Annotated in this window: 23 protein-coding genes and 1 pseudogene; 12 read left to right on the top strand and 12 right to left on the bottom strand. The window is 35.0% G+C overall.

Annotation, left to right across the window (positions count from 1 at the left end):
• The first annotated feature begins 41 nt into the window (after positions 1-41).
• Positions 42-989: an IS110 family transposase gene (locus tag ABWU48_RS04890; RefSeq protein ID WP_209472550.1), complete on the top strand. Its 948-nt coding sequence runs from the start codon at positions 42-44 to the stop codon at positions 987-989.
• A 193-nt stretch (positions 990-1,182) separates the two neighbouring features.
• Here the strand turns inward: ABWU48_RS04890 and ABWU48_RS04885 are convergent.
• Both ABWU48_RS04885 and ABWU48_RS04880 read right to left on the bottom strand, forming a co-directional pair.
• Positions 1,183-2,165 (bottom strand): annotated as a pseudogene (locus ABWU48_RS04885) (IS4 family transposase); the annotation flags it as partial.
• A 25-nt stretch (positions 2,166-2,190) separates the two neighbouring features.
• Positions 2,191-2,376 (bottom strand): hypothetical protein, encoded by a 186-nt coding sequence (locus tag ABWU48_RS04880; RefSeq protein ID WP_147155110.1) that lies wholly within the window; start codon positions 2,374-2,376, stop codon positions 2,191-2,193.
• Positions 2,377-2,409: 33 nt separating this feature from the next.
• On the opposite strand from ABWU48_RS04880, the gene ABWU48_RS04875 reads away from it, so the two are divergent.
• Positions 2,410-3,351, top strand: coding sequence for an IS5 family transposase (locus tag ABWU48_RS04875; protein WP_209472548.1), 942 nt, complete (start codon positions 2,410-2,412; stop codon positions 3,349-3,351).
• A 357-nt stretch (positions 3,352-3,708) separates the two neighbouring features.
• Here ABWU48_RS04875 and ABWU48_RS04870 read toward each other — a convergent pair whose 3' ends face one another.
• The 4 genes from ABWU48_RS04870 to rlmB all read right to left on the bottom strand — a co-directional run bounded on the left by ABWU48_RS04870 (position 3,709) and on the right by rlmB (position 6,960).
• The gene (locus ABWU48_RS04870) at positions 3,709-4,686 is read right to left on the bottom strand and encodes a quinone oxidoreductase family protein (protein ID WP_038199239.1); all 978 of its coding nucleotides are present in this window, start codon (positions 4,684-4,686) and stop codon (positions 3,709-3,711) included.
• A gap of 170 nt (positions 4,687-4,856) precedes the next feature.
• Positions 4,857-5,393, bottom strand: a complete 537-nt coding sequence (locus ABWU48_RS04865) for a cytochrome c oxidase assembly protein (RefSeq protein WP_353288303.1) — start codon at positions 5,391-5,393, stop codon at positions 4,857-4,859.
• On the bottom strand, positions 5,394-6,116 hold the full coding sequence (locus tag ABWU48_RS04860) for a Bax inhibitor-1/YccA family protein (protein ID WP_010962942.1): 723 nt from the start codon (positions 6,114-6,116) through the stop codon (positions 5,394-5,396).
• 79 nt (positions 6,117-6,195) lie between these two features.
• On the bottom strand, positions 6,196-6,960 hold the full coding sequence (gene rlmB / locus ABWU48_RS04855; protein WP_038199241.1) for a 23S rRNA (guanosine(2251)-2'-O)-methyltransferase RlmB: 765 nt from the start codon (positions 6,958-6,960) through the stop codon (positions 6,196-6,198).
• A gap of 92 nt (positions 6,961-7,052) precedes the next feature.
• Between rlmB and ABWU48_RS04850 the strand changes: the two genes are divergently transcribed.
• The gene (locus tag ABWU48_RS04850; RefSeq protein WP_010082340.1) at positions 7,053-7,553 is read left to right on the top strand and encodes a Smr/MutS family protein; all 501 of its coding nucleotides are present in this window, start codon (positions 7,053-7,055) and stop codon (positions 7,551-7,553) included.
• 348 nt (positions 7,554-7,901) lie between these two features.
• Here ABWU48_RS04850 and ABWU48_RS04845 read toward each other — a convergent pair whose 3' ends face one another.
• Together ABWU48_RS04845 and ABWU48_RS04840 are read right to left on the bottom strand one after the other, a co-directional pair.
• Positions 7,902-8,033 carry a hypothetical protein gene (locus tag ABWU48_RS04845; protein ID WP_255356250.1) on the bottom strand — a complete coding sequence of 44 codons (132 nt, stop codon included), beginning with the start codon at positions 8,031-8,033 and terminating at the stop codon, positions 7,902-7,904.
• A 402-nt stretch (positions 8,034-8,435) separates the two neighbouring features.
• Positions 8,436-9,470 (bottom strand): aspartate-semialdehyde dehydrogenase, encoded by a 1,035-nt coding sequence (locus ABWU48_RS04840; protein ID WP_010962945.1) that lies wholly within the window; start codon positions 9,468-9,470, stop codon positions 8,436-8,438.
• A gap of 140 nt (positions 9,471-9,610) precedes the next feature.
• Here ABWU48_RS04840 and ABWU48_RS04835 point away from each other — a divergent pair, with 140 nt between their 5' ends.
• The 3 genes from ABWU48_RS04835 (at position 9,611) to ABWU48_RS04825 (ending at position 11,340) form a co-directional block, all read left to right on the top strand.
• Positions 9,611-10,063 (top strand): hypothetical protein, encoded by a 453-nt coding sequence (locus tag ABWU48_RS04835; protein WP_015589289.1) that lies wholly within the window; start codon positions 9,611-9,613, stop codon positions 10,061-10,063.
• Between the two features lie 379 nt (positions 10,064-10,442).
• Positions 10,443-10,649: a hypothetical protein gene (locus ABWU48_RS04830; protein WP_182309225.1), complete on the top strand. Its 207-nt coding sequence runs from the start codon at positions 10,443-10,445 to the stop codon at positions 10,647-10,649.
• Positions 10,650-10,686: 37 nt separating this feature from the next.
• On the top strand, positions 10,687-11,340 hold the full coding sequence (locus tag ABWU48_RS04825; RefSeq protein ID WP_138264789.1) for a transposase: 654 nt from the start codon (positions 10,687-10,689) through the stop codon (positions 11,338-11,340).
• A gap of 213 nt (positions 11,341-11,553) precedes the next feature.
• Here the strand turns inward: ABWU48_RS04825 and ABWU48_RS04820 are convergent, their stop codons facing one another.
• Complete coding sequence (locus ABWU48_RS04820; RefSeq protein WP_353288302.1) at positions 11,554-12,828, bottom strand: APC family permease; 1,275 nt, start codon at positions 12,826-12,828, stop codon at positions 11,554-11,556.
• Between the two features lie 135 nt (positions 12,829-12,963).
• Between ABWU48_RS04820 and ABWU48_RS04815 the strand changes: the two genes are divergently transcribed.
• Positions 12,964-14,430, top strand: a complete 1,467-nt coding sequence (locus ABWU48_RS04815) for a hypothetical protein (protein WP_208571710.1) — start codon at positions 12,964-12,966, stop codon at positions 14,428-14,430.
• A gap of 78 nt (positions 14,431-14,508) precedes the next feature.
• Here the strand turns inward: ABWU48_RS04815 and ABWU48_RS04810 are convergent, their stop codons facing one another.
• The gene (locus ABWU48_RS04810) at positions 14,509-14,703 is read right to left on the bottom strand and encodes a WPE palindromic element domain-containing protein (RefSeq protein WP_353288301.1); all 195 of its coding nucleotides are present in this window, start codon (positions 14,701-14,703) and stop codon (positions 14,509-14,511) included.
• 152 nt (positions 14,704-14,855) lie between these two features.
• On the opposite strand from ABWU48_RS04810, the gene ABWU48_RS04805 reads away from it, so the two are divergent.
• The 5 genes from ABWU48_RS04805 to ABWU48_RS04785 all read left to right on the top strand — a co-directional run bounded on the left by ABWU48_RS04805 (position 14,856) and on the right by ABWU48_RS04785 (position 17,038).
• Positions 14,856-16,022 (top strand): aspartate kinase, encoded by a 1,167-nt coding sequence (locus ABWU48_RS04805; protein ID WP_010962950.1) that lies wholly within the window; start codon positions 14,856-14,858, stop codon positions 16,020-16,022.
• A 91-nt stretch (positions 16,023-16,113) separates the two neighbouring features.
• Positions 16,114-16,317: an IS5 family transposase gene (locus ABWU48_RS04800; protein ID WP_007549940.1), complete on the top strand. Its 204-nt coding sequence runs from the start codon at positions 16,114-16,116 to the stop codon at positions 16,315-16,317.
• Between the two features lie 15 nt (positions 16,318-16,332).
• The gene (locus ABWU48_RS04795; RefSeq protein ID WP_167482793.1) at positions 16,333-16,485 is read left to right on the top strand and encodes a hypothetical protein; all 153 of its coding nucleotides are present in this window, start codon (positions 16,333-16,335) and stop codon (positions 16,483-16,485) included.
• 25 nt (positions 16,486-16,510) lie between these two features.
• Positions 16,511-16,732 (top strand): hypothetical protein, encoded by a 222-nt coding sequence (locus tag ABWU48_RS04790; protein WP_022626388.1) that lies wholly within the window; start codon positions 16,511-16,513, stop codon positions 16,730-16,732.
• Positions 16,733-16,894: 162 nt separating this feature from the next.
• On the top strand, positions 16,895-17,038 hold the full coding sequence (locus ABWU48_RS04785; RefSeq protein WP_022626389.1) for a Putative reverse transcriptase: 144 nt from the start codon (positions 16,895-16,897) through the stop codon (positions 17,036-17,038).
• Positions 17,039-17,261: 223 nt separating this feature from the next.
• Here ABWU48_RS04785 and ABWU48_RS04780 read toward each other — a convergent pair whose 3' ends face one another.
• A complete protein-coding gene (locus tag ABWU48_RS04780) occupies positions 17,262-19,178 on the bottom strand; it encodes an ATP-dependent helicase (protein ID WP_264338041.1) in 1,917 nt (638 codons plus the stop codon).
• A gap of 127 nt (positions 19,179-19,305) precedes the next feature.
• On the bottom strand, positions 19,306-19,734 hold the full coding sequence (locus tag ABWU48_RS04775; protein WP_010082321.1) for a hypothetical protein: 429 nt from the start codon (positions 19,732-19,734) through the stop codon (positions 19,306-19,308).
• Positions 19,735-19,856: the final 122 nt, after the last annotated feature.

Here is a 19,856-nt window from a genome sequence, read left to right as displayed (position 1 = left end):
CGTTTACAATCTTAAATTAACTAAAACTATCGAGGTTTATTATGGTTACATCTTATCAAAATTTTATTGGCATTGACATCGGAAAATTTAAAAATGTCGTTGCAATTCACAAACAGAAGAATGCTGTCGAATTTGATAATAATGCTTCTGGTTGGCAACAATTATTTCAAGAGTTTTCAGATATTCTACCTAATGCTTTAGTGACTTTAGAAAATACAGGGAAATATGAGCTTGGCTTATCACATTTTCTTACCGACAAAAATATTGCCGTGCATCGAGCTAATACTCGTAAAGTAAAAAGCTTTATTTTATCTCACGGAACTTTAGCAAAGTCTGATAGATCAGATGCAAGAGCTCTTGCTCAATATGGATTTGAACGCCATAGAACTATCTCTCTATTTGTACCTACCTCTACAGAACAATCAACTTTGGCTGCACTTTGTCAACGTCGTGATGATATTACGCAAATGAGAACTCAAGAAAAATGCAGACTTGAAGCACCGGAAAATGATCATATAAAAGAAAGCTGTCAAAAGACCATTGAGTTTTTCGATAGTCAAATAAACGAACTCAATGATACTATACAAAAGATTATTGATGAAAGCCGCGAATTACAACAACGCCAAAAAATTCTTAAAACAGTTCCTGGAATAGGTAAAAAGTTATCACAAGATTTTTTGTGTTTAATGCCAGAGCTTGGTTACTTAAATAGAAAAGAAGTAGCAAGTCTTGCCGGAGTTGCACCGCATCCAAAAGAAAGTGGTAAAGCTGTTGGTTACCGAAGGATTACAGGTGGTAGAAGTAACGTTCGTTCAAAGCTCTTTACAGCCGCTATGGCTGCTACAAGGTCAAAATCTATACTTGGCGCCTTTTATTCTAAGCTTGTTGAAAGTGGTAAGAAGAAGATGGTGGCTATAACAGCCCTAATGCGTAAAATTATAGTAATTGCTAATACAAGACTTAAAGAAGCAATTAATTTGCATACTTAAAAATCTTCACAACGGTAACTGAAATTGGCTAATGAATATGTGCGTCCACACAGACTTAAAGCACATATTCATTAGCTTAAGCAGAAATTGCTGTGGTAGCTGTTTGATATAAAATTCTATTTCTATGACAAACGGGTTTTTATTGCCCATATAATTTGCAAAATTACACAAATAAAAAAATTTTTAAAAAACATAGTTGATACCAACTAATTTTTTCAACAGCTTCATCGAAAGTATTAACTGAAAGATTCGTTAATAGCATCCATTCTAGCGGTTTTTTTTAAGGGAAGGGGAGTTTTCTCAACAACATAAACTGCATAAAGTGGTAATTTAGGTAGTTCTTCCGTCTTATGCCTAATATTATTCTTAGATGGATTCATCATAAACTTTCCAAATCTAACTTCCAAACGTGCTGTTCTTTTTGGCTTATTATCTTTTACAGGAACTTCAACTTCTACCGTACCTGCACAATGAGAGGATTTAATAAATGCCCATAACTTCTGCTCACCTTTTTCAGGATATCGAGATTTTCTATTTACTGCTCTATCTCTGCATGCTCTAACTAGCACTGCCGAATTAAGATTATGTGCAAGCTCAAAAAAGTCATATATATCTGCTTCTCTATCGCATACAGTTATAGTCTCAGTTTGAGTTGGATCAATAATATTATTTGTTTTTCTTAAAGTTTCCAACCACTTTACGCTTTCTTTATCTTCAATGCGATCGCTCTTTTTTTTAAGGTTCTCAGTTTCTTCAGGTCTTGAATAAACTTTTTGATCTAGTATCCCTAGTACCAAACCTTCTATACTAACGGCAAGAGCTGTATGCATTATAATACCTTTTGCAGTATCATAACTGGACAAATTTGCTAATCCGCTTGTTTTTTTATGGTTATTATATACAATGTAACTGGTATCTTGAATGACAAGAACCCTCTTGTGAGCTTTTGTTCTCTCAACCGTCTTATTAATATGTGTAGCTAAAATATCACTTTCTTTTACATTCTCATTTTGAAAAAAACGTTATGCTGTTTTTGCTTCTGACCAACTTTCACATGCTTGATTAATCTAACTTTCAGGTAATTTTGTCAAACATATCAGCAATCTTTACTAATCGCTCAGTTAACCTTTTATCTCCAAATTCATTTTTAGCCCATTCACTACTTTTACTTGCCATTTTACACCCTCAATATTTGCAAACTTTAATATTGTAATATTTTACTTTTTAGTCCATTTATATTTGTGGGTAATAGTAAGGAATGACACCGTCTTGGATGGAAACCAGTGTCAGCTACTTTCATGACACCATCACAAGGTGAAACTGGATCCCAGTGGGCTTTGTTGCATCGCTCAAGTGAAAAGAACTGGCAGTTACTGACAAAATTCATTATAAATAGCCATTTAACTGTTGAAGAAAAAATATGCCACAAAAAATGAGAGTCAGTAACTGCCATGAATATAACAAATTTCTCCAAGAAAGAGGAAGCATTTTTTGTTATATCAATGACGCCATAGAAAATTGGTACGAGAATTGTCCAAAAATGCAGGGCGGCAACTATATTTATAGTGATAAAGTTGTGATTTTGGTGCATATAATCGTCAGTTTCTTTAGAATTGGTTTAAGACAAACAGTCGGGTTTATAAAAGGGTATTTGCAACAAATAGGAAGAGATTTGGCAGTTATCAGCTATTCACAAGCATCAAGAAGGTTTGAGAAACTTAATATTAAGATAAATGATTGCAGAATTGATAAAAATAATATGGAAGATATCGAAATTGCTATAGACAGTACAGGAATTAGTATATACAACAACACTCCTGGTCACAGCAAGGAAAATAGCACTGACAGAAAATATCGTGGCTATGAGCAAACGAGAAAATTGCACGTAATGTTGAATATAAACAACAAAAAAGCCATAGCTGTAAAATACAGTAACGGTGTCTACTCTGATCACTATGGAGCTTGTGATTTGCTAAAAGAAGTTGATTTTCAGCATGCCATAAAAGCACTATATGCAGATAGAGCATGTGATAGGCACAAGTTTTATAAGTTGTGTAACGAATATGATATAAAGACAAAAATTCCACCAATAAACAATGCGGCAGAACATCCAGAAATAGATTATATGTCTGACAGGAATGCTGCTATTAGGTTAATAAAATTATACGGTGAAGATGGCATGAAAGAATGGAAAAAAGAAGTAAATTATGGGAAAAGATCTTATATTGAAGGGTTTTTCTCAAGATTAAAGCAAATATTCGGATTTAGTTTTAGGAATAAATCTGAGATAAATCGAGAAAAAGAACTAAATGCTATTTGCTTAATAAATTCACTGATATTGGTATGGCTAAATTTGAGATAGCTTCATAAATTTATTGTGCGTTACCTACTATCCGAAGAGCGATGCAACAAAGCCATCCCAGTGTCAGCTACTTGGATGACAAGAAAGGGAGCACTGGAATGACAGGAGAAGGGGGGCTACTACCGTCATAAAGGAACCAGTGTCAGTTACTCGGATGATACCTTTTTCTACTTAATTTGGGTTATGCAAGAAGTCTATTCGCGGTATAGATTCCGCTAACACGTAGCGGGATGACGGTTGTCGGTAAATCTAAGTCAGTTTAGCTATATGCTTTTAATTCCCCCAAAAGGAGAATTAAATATGTGAAGTTCTAGTTGATATGACTTAATGAATGGTTAGTTTAAATTACTAATTTATTTAAGAGATTTTGATAATATTTAACCCACTCGCTTTTCTATTTTCCATATCACGATGTGCTTGAATTATTTCATCAAATTTATATTTTTTATTGATCCGTACAGTTAAAAGTTTTTTTCTTATCATCTCGAAGATTTCCATTGTGGTAAGCACTAATGTGAATCTATCATGCTTATAATGGTATATTGAGGTTCCAGTTGCAAATAACGAACGTGAACTAAGTAAAGAAAAACTAATAGGAGCGTTACCTGATATCTGCCCATAGGAAACGTATATGCCGAACCTGCCTAAAGATTCAAAAGAAAGCTTGCTTGTAGCGTAACCTATAGGGTCATACACTGCACCTACTCCTCTGTTTTGCGTAATCTCCATAACTTTAGAAACGAAGTCTTTATCATTGTAGTTTATTGCGTATGTGCAGCCACTTTGTAAAGCTATCTTCATTTTTTCATCAGAGCTTACAGAACCTATCACTACACCTTTTTTATCCTTTGCCCATTGGCATATTATTTGTCCTAAACCACCATTAGCCCCATGAACTAGCACGAAAGCACCAGGCCTAACTTTATAAGATTGATTAACTAAATAGTGAGCTGTCATACCTTTAAACAGCACTGCAGCAGCAACTTCATCAGATATGTCATCTGGAATTTTTATCAGATATTTCTGGTGTATAATGCGCTTTTCACAATATGCCCCTGGAGGAGCTGTGCAATATCCAACTCTGTCTCCAACCTTCAATCCATCACTGATTTTTTTACCAAGCTTTTCAATAACTCCCACTGCTTCTACCCCAAGCACTGATGGTAAATTTTTAATTTTGCGTGTACCTTTTCTGTGCTCTAAATCATAACGATTTAAGCCGATAGTTGTGTGACGTACTAAAACTTCCTCGCCTTTTGGCTCACCTATACTCTTATCTACAAATTCTAATACTTCTGGTCCCCCAGTTTTTTTAATTTGTATAGCTCTAACCATGATGAATATTAAGATAAAAACTTTGATTATGTTATCTAACAATTAATATTTTGCAAAGTTATTGTTTTCACAATCAATAGACTTCTTGCGTTACCTCCTGTCATTCCAGTGTCAGCTACTTGGATGACACCCTATTGATTACTGAAATGACACGGTTTGCAAACATTCTGTTACTTAAGCTTAAAGAACGTGTATGATAGTGTTATTTCGCCCAAATCTTTTGTATTACTATCAAGCATTATCTCAGGATCTATATAGAAAGATACGGGCATAGCTGCTTTTTGTTTTGGTAGCAACATTTGCTCTTCAAAACAAAAGCATGCAACTTTATTGAAATACTTACCTGCTTTGAAAGGCGTAACATTATACACCGCCATACCAAATGAAGGCTGATCAGATAGATTTTTTGCGTAATAAAACGCTAAACTTTGTTCTCCTATGTTTACGTCAACGTAGTTAGTTTCTGATTTAAACTCCCAAGGTAGATCGGACATTATATCAGCATTGAAATGGACCCTGATCTTTTGGTTAGTTATATTTGTTGTTGTGCTAGTTACTTTTCTTATTGTGCCACCATACCCAGTAGCTTTACAGAAAATGCTATATAGAGGTACCGATGCATATGCAAGACATATCATCGACACAACTAAAGATACTAAAAAGAAAACTATAGAATTCTTACTGCCTTTCCTTAAAAAGGAAAACATCTAATCCCTATTGTTGAACAAGTTAAGTAACCTGAGTAGATTGAGAAATATATTAATAAAGTCAAAATAAAGATTAGTTGCACCGAGTATTGCCAATTTAGTAGTAGCAACTTCTGATCCGTCATTATGTTTATAATAAACGTCCTTGATTCTTTGAGCATCATACGCAGTCATTAAGGTAAAGACTATTACTGATATGAACGATATTGCAAAGTGGAGAGGACTACTTCCAAGAAATAAATTTACTATAGACGCAATGATTAACCCCCAAACTCCCATAATCAAGAAAGAGCCCATACTTGTAAGATCTCTTTTTGTAGTATTGCCATATAAAGCCATAGAGCCAAACATGATTGATGTAATGAAAAACGCCCTTGCTATATTTTCTGCAGTATAAACTATAAAAACATAAGATAAGGAAAGCCCCATTAACACTGAGAACGAGAAAAATATAGTAACGGCAGACTGAGCACTTAGGTGTTGAATTCTATAAGACATGTAGAACACCAATGCAACCGGAGATAACATTACCACAAGCGATAGAACGGGATTAGAATAAATTACTTGAAAAAGACCAGAAAATACTGTTAAAAATGCAACAAGCCCTGTGACGCCCAAAGCTAAAGCCATGTAATTATATACTTTAGTTAGGTAACTTCTAAGCCCAGCACTATAATAAACGCCTTGAGAGCGAATATCCTGTTCATTTCTCATATAAGACATAATATAACTCCTTTTATCCATTACTTAACACATTATAATATAAAACCATATTTTTATCAAGTGTTTTTATTATAAACAGCTATGCGCTGGCATTTGTTTTAATATAAATAGAATATAGGCCTATTGCTGCTGCGTTTGAAACATTTAAACTGTTAATTGCATTTGACATTGGGATTTTTAAAAGATAATCACAATTTTCTTTAACTAACCTCCGCATTCCTTTCTCTTCAGAACCAAAAATAATTACTCTTTTTTTCTCAAAACTCTTTATTTCATCTATATTTTCTTTAGCATTGCAATCAAACCCGTAACACCAGTAGCCGACCTTTTTTAAATACTGCATAGTTTTTACTATATTTGTAACGTATATTAGCGGAACAATATCTAAAGCCCCACTTGCTGCTTTTGCAATAGATGCATTTTCACTCGGTGAATGGTTATGTGGTAAAACCAATGCGTCGACATTAAAACAAGCTGAAGTTCTTAAAATTGATCCAATATTGTGCGTGTCAGTGACTTGATCTAAAATGACTATAGTAGAACTGTCGTTTGAGCTTTCAGCTACTTCTTCGATGCTTAAGTTATAAAGAATAGGGGCAACATTTAAAGCAATTCCTTGATGGTTAGCACCTTTGGGTAAAACGTCATTAAGTATTTTGTTTTCTACTAATCGAACTTTAATGCCCTTACTATTTGCATATTGCTTAATTTCTTTTTCGTGTTCTCTATAGAAATTTTCTGTTACTAACAGTTCTATACACCGCCTATTTTTATTCTTCAGTGCTGACATGCAGGTGTGCTTTCCATACAGCCAAAAATTCTCATTAGTTTTTGACGATTTCATCGTATTATTGAAAATCGGGTTTTTATAGAATAAGCAACATTTTACTATGTTTGAATATTGTTGTAAAATTATACAATTCGATTAATGCGTTTATGTCGGACGATGAGTTGGATTGGCAAAAAAATGTTAAGCCAATAAAATGTGGAAAAGTTACTTTGAAAGTTGATCATAAAGTAAATATAAAGTCTATGGTTGATAAAGGTACCTCCGACTTACAAGGGAATTTTCTTAATACCAATAATAGTAACTCATCATTTTGTCTTGACCAAAACACAAAATCAAAAGTTGATAGGGGTAAATATTTTATAAGCGATAAGCTCGATTTGCATGGCTATAATATAGAGGATGCTTACTGTAAATTGATAGATTTTATTATCAAAAATTATCGAGCAGGAAATAGATGTTTATTGGTAATTACGGGATACGGCAGTGCAACAAACAAAACAGACACTATAAAGAGTAACTTAAATAAATGGTTAAATGACACTAAAATCCAGCATATGGTTCTATACTACCAACAAGCTACGAAAAAACATGGTGGTAAAGGGGCTTTTTATGTTTTATTAAGAAGGAATAAAAACCTTGAGTCCTGATACTTAAAATTCCTTTTAAGCCTTAATTTTTCTTGTATAACCATACAGTGTTCGGCAGCGCGTGACGCACAACTGTGCGAACATTGTGATTTGGGTCTACCAGGAAGGATGTCTCCCAGTACCTCTTTTCCCGTCATCCCGCTACGTGTTAGCGGGATCTCATTTCACTTTATGAGGGTGTCATCCGAGTAGCCCCTTTCTCGTCATCCCGCTACGTGTTAGCGGGATCTCATTTCACTTTATGAGGGTGTCATCCGAATAGCTTGACTACTTGGATCCAGATTGGATACTGAGTTGGTGAGTATAAAAGTATAGCTTCTACGTCATACCGCCGCGGTATCTCAGCCGCTAACAAGTAGCGGGGTGACGAGTTACTATACCGCTGCGAACCGTCATACCGCGATTTATTCCATAGCTGTACGAACATTCATTTTTGAAGGTAAACTGCACAGCAAATGGTGTCATTCCAGTGCTTGACACTGGAATCCAGCCGGCTTTGTTGCATCGCTAGCTATGATGGATTAAAGATAAAAAAGGTGGAGAATATCAGTAGCTTATTATTCTGGTATTTATAACAAGAACGGTCAGTGAATACCTAAATTTGAGTAAAAGAAATTTCACTACCACTCACTAATCCGGCTAAAATTCAAGAATTTCAATGCTTTAGCTATTTTCAATAGAATTAAATTTATTAATATAAATAACAAGTTACTATTCTTAAATTTGATCAGATTGATTGCAAAAAAAACAAGATTTTCAATAAGTTGCTTATAATCCTAATTATAGTTAGCCTTTCATAAGTAGCGATGCAACAAAGCCATTCCAGCGTCACGCGCTGCCATGTGATATACAATTTCCTTCGAATTACAACGTACGTGCGCTCTATATGCACTTGATTGACAAATGCTCTCTTATCAAAATCTCAAGAATCTGCACTATATTTAATGCTGCGCCTTTGCGCAGGTTGTCAGCCACTATCCACATATTTAATCCGTGCTCAACAGTATTGTCTCTTCTAATACGCGATACATATACAGCATTCTCCTGTACAACATCAATTTGAGTTATGTATTCACTATCTTCACGCCTGTTGTACACTAAAACTCCACTATCTTCGGCTTCACTTAGCACTTCACGAGCTTGTTCTTCAGTGATATGTTGATCAAATTCCACATTTACTGCCATAGCGTGACCGATAAAGACGGGTACCCTTACACAAGTTGCAGTAACTTTTATATCTTCCTCTAAAATTTTTTTTGTCTCCTCTTGCATTTTCCATTCCTCTTCTGTAGAGCCATTTTCCATGAATTCTCCTACATGGGGAATGCAATTGAATGCTATTTGCTTAGAGAATATCTTGGGTTTTTTAGCTTCGTTCATAAAGATTTTTTTTGTCTGGTCATAGAGCTCATCCATTGCTGCTTTGCCTGCACCAGAAGTTGATTGATAAGTTGAAGCAACGATTCTCTTTATTTTTGCTTTTTGGTGTAATAGATGTAGTACTAGCAGCATCTGTATTGTAGTACAGTTTGGATTGGATATTATGTTGTGGTTTTTATATTCCATAATTTTTTCTTTATTAATCTCTGGAATAATGAGTGGCACACCCTCTTTCATTCTAAAATGGGAACTGTTATCTATCACGATGCATCCAGCCTGTGTTGCAATTGGTACATACTCTTCAGAAACATGAGATCCAGCACAGAAAATGGCTACATTAGTTCCAACGAAGTCATAATCCTCAAGGCATAAAACTGTTAACTCTTTGTCACCAAAGCTCACCTTCTTCCCTTCTGATTTTTTCGATGCAAGTGCAATAACGCAATCTATCGCCTCATCTTGAAATTCAGCAAGCGTGCTTAATACCTCACGCCCTACTCTTCCGGTTGCTCCAATAACAGCAATTTTGTATCTCATATAGATGAACCTCTAATTTTAAAGTTCTATTATATTTTTACTGACAAAATTTACAATTGTTTTAATATTTTTACCTTGCAATTAATTGTAATTTAGCTATTATTATGCAATATTAGTAATATTACATAATGAAATGAAAGATGAGTAAGGAATACGATGAAACTAAGGTTAAACCTGCAATGTCTACACCTCAAGGGCCTGAAGGAACCAATGGATCAAAGGCCCAAAGTGTTCTTTCGAATAAAAGAAAGCCTACAATAAATTTTGATGATAAAAAGTATGGTGTAAAAACCTCTAAAATAGACCAACAGTCTCTAAACAAAAGACAAGAATCTTCAAAGCTAAGAGATCTCTTAAGGTCAATACCAATAATAAGGAGATTTTTAGCAAGGATTTTCACACCTGAAAAAATAGAAATCATCAGTAACCCTATATATGACAACATGGAAGCATATAAAAAATCGCAGGAAGATTACCCTAGTAAGATAAAAGATGAAACTAGTATAGATGATGAACACACAAAAGAAGTAGATAGTAAACTTGAGAAGGGTAATGTTGAACAAGTGGACAACAAGAAAAGTCGTAGTTCATAAATATCAATCATTTAAAAATTATCTCTAGTTATAACATTGTATCTGTTCAGATGCATGGCTCATGTACAAATATTGAAACAAAAATTCCAGTGCTCCTTTCTCGTCATCCCAGTGCGTGACACTTGTATCTTTATGATGTGAGGCATTAGAGCTAAAATACCTCACAGGGAGGGTGAAGCTGATGCGACACTAATGCCATTAAGCCAGATTTTGCTTCCCTCCCATAGAGTTAAAGACTGAACAGTATCTTTTGGAATTATATCCCGTATTACAAGGTTAGTCTAAACTCTCAGTTTATTTATAGTCTTGGAGGCAATTTTATGCAAGTAAATGCTATTTTGGGTGTGGATATTTCAAAAAAGAAATTTGATGTTTGTTAGTGGACAGTAAAAAACGACACAAAGTCTTTCAAAATAATCAAGATGGTTTTGCAAAACTTGTAGTTTGGTGCAATGGCCATGGAGCAAATCTTACTCATTTATGTCTTGAAGCAACTAGTTGGTATGGAGAAGATTTGGCTACTTTTATGCACGATTTAGGACATAATGTCAGTATAGTAAACCCAGAAAGCTTTTGGCAAAAGTGAGCTGCTCAGAAATAAGACAGATAAATCAGATGCAGCTATGATAGCTAGATTTTGTATCGCCAACAAACCTGCTCTTTGGAAGCCCATTGCACCTGAAATGAGGCATTTGAGGGAGCTTTACCGTTGCATGCAATCGCTAAAAGATGATAAGGTGCAACAGACAAATCGCTTGGAAAACAAAAATATGCATTCCAGTTGCAAAGAAGCTATATCTAAAGTAATTTTGGCAATAGAGGAGCAAATTATTGTTCTCGAAAAAGAAATTAATGAGCATATAAATAACTATCCACATCTAAAAAATATGGTGGAAAACCTTAAGACTATAAAAGGTATAGGATATCTTACTGCTGTTGCTGTTGTCGCAGAAATGCCATCAGTTGATAACTTTGACAATGCTAAACAATTTACAGCTTTTGCTGGTCTAAATCCAGGACATTATCAATCGGGATCGTCAGTAAGTAAGAGAAGTTGCATATGCAAAATAGGATCTGAGCGTATTCGAAAAGCTCTTTATATGCCAGCTATAGTAGTCAAAAACCATAATAATCATTTTCAAAAGTTTTGTCAGCGTCTAGCAAGTAAAGGCAAATGTCCAAAAGTCATAGTTCTTGCGTTAATGCGAAAATTAATGCATGTCTTTTTTGGTATTCTTAAAAATAATCAACCATTTAATTGTAATTTTGTTGGATAATTTGTTTGACAGCAGAGACAGTATCTGGGATCCAGATTGGGCACTAAGTTGGTAAACACGAAAGCGATTAATCCTTTACAACGTTTTTGATGGAACTGCGCGAAAGAACTGGATGCCAGTGTCACGCACTGGCATGACACCCATTTCTTCCTATAGTTGTCTTTTCTCGTCTACCTTATTTTGCCACTCTGCTGAACAGATACATAACATTTGCTATACAGAAACTCTGCGATACCAAAATAAATAAAGAGGTACGCCACTTGCAGTGAATAAGCTTGCGATCAGCAAGGTATTCACAGAAGTTTCAAATATTACCCAGCAGCAAAAGGTTGTTGCTATACTGCCAATTAAAAATTTGTAACAACTCTTTTCTTGCACAATAACTTTGAGAAAAGCAAGACTGCATGCAAGGTAAACAAATAAAAATGAAACTACAGAAAAGTCGATAATTGATGTGATCTGCTTAGCAAAATTGTTGCTTGAAGTGAGGATTAGTAAAGTTGCAGTTCCAACTGAGCTAGTTGTTATGCCCCAGAAAGGAGAATCGTGCTTGTTTCTTTGAGCAAAAAACTGTGGCATCAGTTTATCTTTTGCAAGGCCAAGGGCCACTTGTCCACTAGCTAGTACCCAAGCGTTTAAAGTACCAACACAAAAAATGAACGCAGTTATAGAAATAATCAAGTGCCAATTGCCAGAGGCCATAATTTTTATTGCGTCAACATATGGTGCTCTTGAACTTGCTAAATCATTGCCATTTATTAATCCCATAATTGCAAGATTGTTGATAAAATACACAACAGCAACAGAGATTGTTCCAAGTACCACAGCTCTTGGTATTGTTCTAGCTGGATTATCAACTGACCCTGCAGGTGCTGTTGCCAATTCAACTCCAATAAAACCCCATAGAGTAATAAGTGTAGAACGGGCAAGAATCTGCGATGTTGTAAGATTTGATATTTCTTCACTTATGATGAAGTTATTTCTATCAAAAAAAAACAATGCTGCTATAGGTATTACAAGCAATACAGAAATTTTTATCACCGTCAATAAAAACTCAACACGTCCAGCAGTAGCTACTCCTCTAAAATTTATTAGTGTAATAATTGTAAGTAATAACATCTCTAAAAACAGATGTACGTTTTGAATATCTTCATGGAAAAATGGTGTAAGATAACCAACACCCACAACTATTACGGCTGTTGTGCTAACCCATGAGATCACCCAATACGTCCAACCAACAAAAAAAGCTGCAGCAGGGCCAAAAGCATGCTTTACATAGACGTGAGGGCCACCCGTTTCCGGAAATTTTGCGCAGAGTGAGGCAAAAACTAAAGCAAGAGATATAGCACCAAGCCCTGATATTATCCAGCTTATAAGGCTATACATGCCATATGGAGCAAGGCTAATTGGAAGCATAAAAATTCCAGAGCCAATTTGGCTGCTAATCACTAAGGCAAAAATAGCCCAAAAACCTATTTTATTTGACACAATAATTCTTATCTAAATAGATTAACAATATACCCTAAACTCAGAAATTTCAATTGATCTTTTAACATAAAAACTTGCATTTTTTTCAATTTATTCCTAAAATAGATTATATTAACAGATTATTAAGAGGGGGTTATGAATCCGAGATTAAAAGCATTTTTGGTTGTTTGTAGTATTATTGCATTTTTGATTGCACTTTTGTTTCTCGTGTATTATTTAAATCTTCTTGTTAACTATATCCTTGACCCGATTCTAGTTCGTCCCTTTGAAAGATTATACAAAAACTTAATTGTTGATGGTCTTTATGCCTATTTATCTACAAGCACTTCTAGCCCTGCACTAGCATTTTTGGCTACAGGTTTTATTGTTATTGCTGCGTTTATTTGCCTGAATAAAATGCTTCTTCCCTTGCAAGAGAAGATCATAAACAACTATACCTCCTTTAAAAACAACAATATTGATAGCAATAGCATGTTGTTTGAGGTTTATAAAGATCCAACAATAAAATTAAAGGACAAAATCTTATTCTTCAGTATACACTTGATATATTACCTACAGCTTCCATTTTTGTATATTGCATCAAAGGTATCAGCTCTACGTGGGTTTCTTATATTTAATTTTGGTTTATTATTGTTAAATTATGCACTGCTAATTCCAGTAGCACTTCTTGAGTTAATAAAATATCCATCAGTAAAACTCTTTTCACCTTTGGGTTTGAATGTAAAGCAGCTAAGCTTTTTGTTTAATGTAAGTGATGTGGGTACTAGTAGTCAGAGCGTTCATACTAGAAGTTTTCAGCAAAGCGTTATTGAATGTGCCAAAAAATTAAAGGAAGAACATGGTACGCCGTTAAATGAGTTGGATGAAGAGTTTAAAAGTTATATAAGCGGTTTAACAAGTCAGCAAAAACGAATGATAGAACCTTATCTAAGATTGGATGGTTATGAAACTGGGGAGTGGGTAAATTGGGCAGATTCACAAACCGGATTGACATTGACACAGGCTATAAATTTAGTTTTAATTGCGGCAAGAAAGCAAAATGCAGATATAGAATTATTGAAGTCTATATTACTGGTTCGCTTTGAGGAAAGTAATCGCCAATGTGGTCCTGGAATGCTCAACCGTATCATTTATGCATTAAGTGGTCTTAAAGCGGAAAATAATTTTGCAGCTCAACTAGAGCCTCAGCCAATAGGAAAGTTGGCTAGTGATGCTACTAAAAGATTTCTTGAGAAATATGTGGATAAGCACTACCATAAAATAAAAGTTTTGAAAGAAAATTTTGATAATTTGTATTCACCAAGTTCTGGGGTGGATTTGAGCAGCGTGAGTGATGAAGTAAAGGATGGCATTTCTTATACAAGAGATGCTATAAAAGAATTTGTGTTTAAGGAATTATATGTAAAGTTTTATAACGACTATGGAGAACATATTCGGAGAGGGCAAATAAAACAAAGGCTAAGAGAATTAATAACAGATGAAGTCATAGATGCAGCAATATCTTATAAGATAGACGAGATAGAAATTCCTGCAGAACCACTTACTTATCTTGAAAGAGTAAAAACATTTTTTGGAGGTCATGCAAGGTCTTCTGCTGCTTAGTGGTTTAGTTCGTGCTATATAGCTAAACTGACTTAGATTTACTGACAATTTTAAAACAACAAATTCGTCATTCCGCTACTAGTTAGCGGAATCTATACCGCGAATGAATCCATAGCTGTACGAACATTGTGATTTGAGAGCAATTTCCACAAGGGAGGGTGTCATTCCAGTGCTTGGCACTGGAATCCAGCCTTTATTATGCAGCCACTTGGTTGAAATTAAGTCTTCTGGATCCCAGTGCCAAGCACTGGGATGACACCATTTGCTGTGCAATTTACCTTCAAAAATGAATGTTCGTACAGCTATGGAATGAATCGTGGTATGACGCGTTAGCTATAGCTTTGTCTTCCCTTTTCTGAATGGCTTGCAAGCTGCTATCTCTACAAAAACTATATTTTTCTTCAGAAGAGAGTTATATTGTAACTATGGACAAAATAATCATAAAAAAATTTGGTGGGACTTCGCTAACTGATTTAAACCGAGTTGCAAATTTGATAAAAAACGATATTGAGAAAGGTTGTAATGTAATCGTTGTTGTATCTGCTGTTGCAGGATTTACTGACCAAATGGTTTTTCAGGCTAGGCAAATCTCAAATTTAAGTTATAGACAAGAGTTATCAGAGTATGACGTTATGCTTTCAGCAGGAGAACAAATCTCTTGCGGTCTATTAGCTATCACTCTCCAATCGATCGGAGTTAATGCTAAATCGTGGCTTGCCTGGCAGTTACCAATTGTAACTGATGATTTTTATTCTGAGTCTAAAATAAAAACAATAAAGATTGAACGTGTGAAAAGATCTTTTGCTGAGGGTTATACTGCTGCGATCATTGCTGGTTTTCAGGGTATAAATGATGATAGAATCACTACTTTTGGAAGAGGAGGCTCTGATATATCAGCAGTTGCCTTCGCGGTAGCCTTTGGTGTTAGAACTTGCGAAATTTTTACTGATATTGATGGAATATATACAGCAGACCCGAGAATTGTTCCAAAGGCACGCAAGCTCAAATTTATCTCTTACGATGAAATGTTGGAAATGTCGTCATCTGGTGCTAAAATACTGCATAATCGTTCAGTACAACTTGCAATGAAACATAACATTAAAGTGCAAGTGCTATCCACTTTTAAGGAAGTAGAAGGCACCACAGTGCTACACAAAAGGGATGTACTAGAGAGATACTTAATTACTGGAATAACTTATAGCACTAATGAAGCTCTTGTAACTTTCACTAACCTTGCAAATAACTTGCGTACTTTAAGAGATATAGCAGGAGCAAACGTTAAAATTGATATGATACATGGGTCAAGTTTTGTTATCTCCAAATTTGATATTGATTTAATGGAAAAGTTACTGAATAAGAATGAAAATTATGCTATAAACGATAATGTAGCTAAAATTTCAATAATTGGTATTGGTGTTATGTCTAACACTGAAGTGATGCACCGCACACTCAAGGTTTTAAGCGAAAAAAAGATAGAAATACTTGCTATCACAACATCTGAAATCAAAATCAGTATAATTGTTCAAAAAGAATGCGCTGTAGCTTTAGTCAAAGATTTACATACTGAGTATGAGCTTGATATGCAGCACTAGGATAGGCTTGACGTCCAGTTGTCTAAGAGTATGTCTTAAAAAGGAATGAGGAAAAAAATATGATAGTGTAAGTAAAAAATAGGAGGGAAAATTGTATCCAAGTGATATAAGTGATAAGGAATGGGAAATTTTGGAGCCACATGTTGCACAAGGAAAGATAGGGAGGCCAAGAAAGCACAATATCAGAACAATTATTAATGCAATAAGGTATATAATGAGAGGTGGTTGTCAATGGAGAATGCTGCCGAAAGATTTTCCTCCATGGAAGACGGTGTATGACTATTTTCTCAGGTGACGTAGTAATGGCAAATTGGAAAAAATACATAATATGCTAGTAAAAGAGGTAAGAAAAATGTTTGGTAAAAATGAAACACCTTCAGTAGGAATAATTGACAGTCAATCAGTAAAAACCACTCAAAAAGGGGATCCAGAGGATATGATGCTGAAAAAAAATAAAGGGTAGAAAACGTCATATTGTTGTAGATACAGTGGGCTTAATTATTGCGGCTGATGTTCATAGTGCAAGTGTTCAAGATCGTGATGGTGCTCTAAATCTTTTCACTCAAGCTAAATACAAGGCTCCAACTTTACGTAAGTTTTTTGCTGATCAAGGATACATAGCAAAACCGCTGTTTATTGGAGACAGGATACGATTACCAAGAAAGCTGTTGATGTTACAGGATTTTTCGACAATCTGGACCACAATTTAGCACTGCAGGCTATCAAGAAGCACACAGACTGCAAATGGGTCATACTGTATGTTGAAAGGTGGATGAAATCCCCTATTCAGCAAGCAGATGGCAGTAAGGTAGTTAGGGAAAAAAGGAGTTCCGCAAGGAGGTTCAATAAGCCCAATCATTTCAAACATATTTATGCACCATGCATTTGATATATGGATGAAACAAAATCACCCAACAGTACCATTTGAAAGATATGTGGATGATGCGATAGTGCACTGCAGAACTAAAAGACAGGCAGAATTTATGCGAGCAGCAATTGAAGAAAGATTGGCATAATGTAAGCTAAAATTGCAACCTGATACCAATGCCATTCCAAAACTCCATCATTATACTGCCTTAGTATAACCTTCTCACTTCTATTGTCTATTTGTTTGTTATGTAATAGAAATTGGTATGAGATTGAAGAATTAAGTGTGAACGGTTACAGAATTTTTGCCAGGAGAAACATATAGTTAAAGTAATTCAGATTTGTAAGATATGTTTATCTGCAATTATAGCTTCAACAGTAGGCAATGTTGCTTTTAATTACCTCAACATTTTCTCTTGGCAATTCTTTAATGAACCGAGAAGTGCGCATCGGTTGCCACTGGTTGTTAATTTCCCTCCTATCTGCACATGAAATGATTAACCTTTCTTTGGCTCTGGTTATGCCAACATATGCGAGTCTCCTTTCTTCTTCTAAAGCTTTACCACTTTTGTCATCAAAAGATCTTTGATGAGGAAATAATCCCTCTTCCCAACCAGGTAGAAACACGCACGGGAATTCAAGTCCTTTGGCTGCATGAAGAGTCATAACATATACGGTGTCATCGTTATTCATATTATCCACTTCCATCACCAGACTTATATGCTCCAAGAAAGTTGTGGCATTATCGAAATTTTTTAAAGATGAGATGAGCTCTTTAACATTTTCTATTCGTGCTAAGCCTGTTACCTCCTCATTTTCAAGCATTTCAATATATCCTGATTGGTTTGCTACGATTTTAACGAATTCATGCAGTGGTTTTACGCTTACTATTTCTTCCCAAGCTTTAATTTTATTTAAAAAATCGTTGAGTGAGAGTTTAATTCTTTCGGTTACCTGATTACTATTAACTAATATTTTTGCTGCCTCAAAAAAAGAAATTTTGTTATCCTGAGCAGTCGTGTATATTTTCTTTAGAGTTGTAGCTCCTATGCTTCTTTTTGGCCGATTTACTATCCTTTCGAAAGCTAAGTCATCGTTATTGTTTGTAACAAGTCTTAAATATGCAATTATATCCCTGACTTCCTGACGTTCGTAGAATTTTACGCCACTTATAATCTTGTAGGGAATTGAATATTTTATAAAATACTCTTCGAGAACTCTAGTTTGAAAAGTGGCCCTTACCAGCACTGCAATGTCACTAAATCTGTATTTATTGAGTTTCAATATCTGTTCGCTTATGAACCTTGCTTCAGCTTTCCCATCCCATAATTTTATTAGATTTACCTTTTCCCCTTCAATGTTTGTTGTCCACAATTTTTTTTCTAAGCGAGTCTTATTGTGATTGATAACATATGACGCAGTTGCAAGTATGTGGGATGTTGACCTGTAGTTACACTCTAGTTTAACGGTTTTTGCATTTTTAAAATCATCAGAAAACTTCAAAATATTTTCAACTTCTGCACCACGCCAACTATATATCGACTGGTCATCATCTCCTACACAGCAAATATTTGAGTGCTCTTTTGCAAGGTATTTTAGCCAAAGATATTGTATCGCATTTGTATCTTGATATTCATCTACCATAACATATTTAAACTTGTTTTGGTAGTAGGACAGAACTTCGGTCTTTTGATTAAAGAGCTGTATGTTATATAGCAATAAGTCACCAAAATCGACAGAATTAAGGAATTTCAACCTTTCCTGATACTGGTGATAGACTTTGAGTGCAGTTACATATACTGGCCTAAATGATTGAATATCTTCCACTTCAGATGGCAATAAGCACTTCTCTTTCCATTGCTGAATAATATTCATAATGGTCTTACATTTTTCTGATAGGTAATCAGGATTTATTTCATTGATAATATTTTTTATTACCTGTAATTGGTCATCCACACCAATGATTGTAAAATTGGGGTTTAAGCCCACAATTTCTGCGTGCAGGCGCAAGATTTTTGCTGCAATTGCATGGAAAGTGCCAAGCCATGGTATGTTTGTGCCCGTTAGCTCAAGTACCCTTGATACCATCTCATTTGCTGCTTTATTTGTAAATGTAACTGCTAATATCTCATCAGAATAAGCGTGACCGTTTCTAATTATGTGTGCTATTCTTGAAGTAATCGTTCTTGTTTTTCCCGTCCCGGCTCCTGCCAGTATCAAAACTGGTCCATCTATGTTAGTTACAGCTGATTGTTGTTCTGGATTTAGCAGTGAGAGATAATCGTTCATCGTAGCCCTATAGATTATAACTTCGTAAAGTTAAACCTATGATTGAAATATTGTAAAGGTTTTATTGAATAGAACAGTTAAAGAATGCTTCACTCAAGTACTACATATTTAAACGTAGGTTTTACATCTATTTTGTTTTAGTAGTTTCAGGTGTATGTCGAGTAACAACAACTTGATTTGAGGTATTGGCACCAGAACTTCTGCTTGTTGGGTGGATAAGTGGAGTTTGGAATGGCTTATATGTACGGTTTAGTTCCTTCATTTCTATTTCTTCAACTTCAACAAGGGGTTTTTCTTTTGGGGTATAGCGATTATGCGTTGCAGGTCGTTCAGTGAGATTTTCATATGTTTCTTTCAACCAAGTTCCGATATCATACATAAATCCATACGCTTTTTCTTTAAATTCTCTCAATGATCTACTGAAACTTGCTAGTGTGTTATTAAAGTAAATTGTCATATAGTCTCTTGTGGTGTATTGATAACTTTCTCCATCTAGTCTGCTACTTTGTGCGTTAGAACTATTGTTGCTTTTAAAATAACCAAATATGTTGTACATTTTGAGCCGCCATTAATTACTAACATACACATATTATATATTGATAAATTAAGGACTTAGTGTATTGATTAAGCACTTAGAAAGCGCTCTGTATAATAATTTAAAATGGAGCTGGAGCTTTG

The organism is Wolbachia endosymbiont (group A) of Tromatobia lineatoria (assembly GCF_964028565.1).
GTDB lineage: Bacteria > Pseudomonadota > Alphaproteobacteria > Rickettsiales > Anaplasmataceae > Wolbachia > Wolbachia pipientis.
Note: the sequence above shows the minus strand (reverse complement) of the source record. Positions and strands in the feature narration are given on the sequence as shown.